This window comes from Brevundimonas sp. UBA5936, from assembly GCA_002430835.1.
Taxonomy (GTDB): domain Bacteria; phylum Pseudomonadota; class Alphaproteobacteria; order Caulobacterales; family Caulobacteraceae; genus Brevundimonas.
Genome location: DJDA01000064.1, coordinates 2,013 through 3,529 on the forward strand (window position 1 = coordinate 2,013; position 1,517 = coordinate 3,529).

The window sequence follows — 1,517 nt, forward strand, 5'->3', positions numbered from 1 at the left end:
CCAGCTTCAGCGCCAGCGCCACGACGATCACCCAACGCAGTTCATGCCAGTTCATGGCGATGCTCTCGGTCAGCATCGTCACGGTGAAAGACGCGATCAACGGCAGGGCCAGCCAGCCGCCGGGGCTGGTGTAGGCCGCCCACAGGGACTGCGCCCAGATCTGGGTCAGGAACAGGGCGAACAGGATGACGCCGCCCAGGCCCAGGGCGATGTACAGCTCCAGCCAGCCGCTGTGCGCATCGGCGGGCATGAAGTGCGCCTGATAGCCGATCCAGGCCTTGGGGCCGGTGAAGCTGGGATCGTCCCATACGGCGCCGTAGCCGAAGCCTTTCCAGGGGTGCTCGGCCATCTGCTGCATGATGCCTGACCAGATTTCGGTTCGCCCGGTCAGGGTCGCGTCCTTGCCGAGCAGGGCGAAGAAGGTGTCGGTTTCCATCGCGATCAGCAGACCCGCGCCGATGACGAAGACGACGGCCAGCCAGGTGGCGACGACCGCACGCAGCGGTCCAGACTTGACCACGGCGACAAAGCCCATGGACGCCAGAGACAGGACCAGGACGACCAGGGCGGTCTTCGACGTCGACAGCAGGATCAGCAAGACGGGGACGACGGCGAGGCCGAACCACAGCTTGCGCCGCTCCGGAGCCATCACGCCGGCCGCCAGCAGGAAGACGGTCGTCTTGACCATGACGTTGCCCATGGAGTTCTTCTCCAGCCACAGGCCGCGCCAGGCGCCGGGGAAGATCTCGTCCATCCGTCCCATCTGAGGCAGCAGCGCCCCGACAAGGAAGGACAGGATCGCCAGGACCGCCAGGGTTCCGGCGATGATTTCCGTCAGGCTGCGCCAGCTCCACCGCGAGGCCAGCGCGACGCCCGCCAGGGTGGTGAAGGCCAGGGCGGGTATGCGCCGTGCGGTCAGCTCCGGCATGATCGACCAGAAGTAGGTCGCCGCCGTCAGCAGCAGGAGCGCGATCAGAAGCGGAGATCGTATCAGGCCTTTGAGCGCGCGCTCAGGCCGCAGGCAGACCAGGATCAGCGCCAGCAGATAGGCCGGGTAGTAGAAGTTGCGCAGGAAGTCCGCGGACCTTGCGCCGTAGCCGGTCAGCGGCGCGCTCCAGAAACCGACGTAGGTGAGGATCAGCCCGACCGAAGCGACTACGGCGACGATGTCGGCCAGGGGGGCGGCGCGCACAAGTGGAAGCGAGGGGCGTTTCGCCGCCGGGTTCGCTAGCGACCGTGCGCCCGGATCCAGCCCCTCGATCACGCGCAGATCAGACCAGGGCGTCCGCCGACAGGCCTTGCTTCCATTCCTTGAAGCTGACCGTCAGCGGCGGGGTGAGATCGGGGCGGGCCAGTTCGACGATCAGGGGACCGATCTCCGAGGGATGCGGCAGAACGCTGGGATCTTCACCCGGAAACGCCTGGGCGCGCAACTGCGTCCGCATCCGGCCCGGATCGACGATGCAGGCGCGGACGGGCGTGCTCTCGATCTCGTCGGCCCAGCATTTGACCAGGGC

General features: G+C 67.1%; 1 protein-coding gene and 1 pseudogene. Both read right to left on the reverse strand.

What is annotated here, in order from left to right; translation table 11 throughout:
- A partial coding sequence (locus B2Y21_RS06480) for an O-antigen ligase family protein (protein ID WP_292058104.1) occupies nucleotides 1-1,264 on the reverse strand: 1,264 nt, incomplete at its 3' end.
- Nucleotides 1,265-1,271: 7 nt separating this feature from the next.
- Nucleotides 1,272-1,517 (reverse strand): annotated as a pseudogene (locus B2Y21_RS06485) (oxidoreductase); the annotation flags it as partial.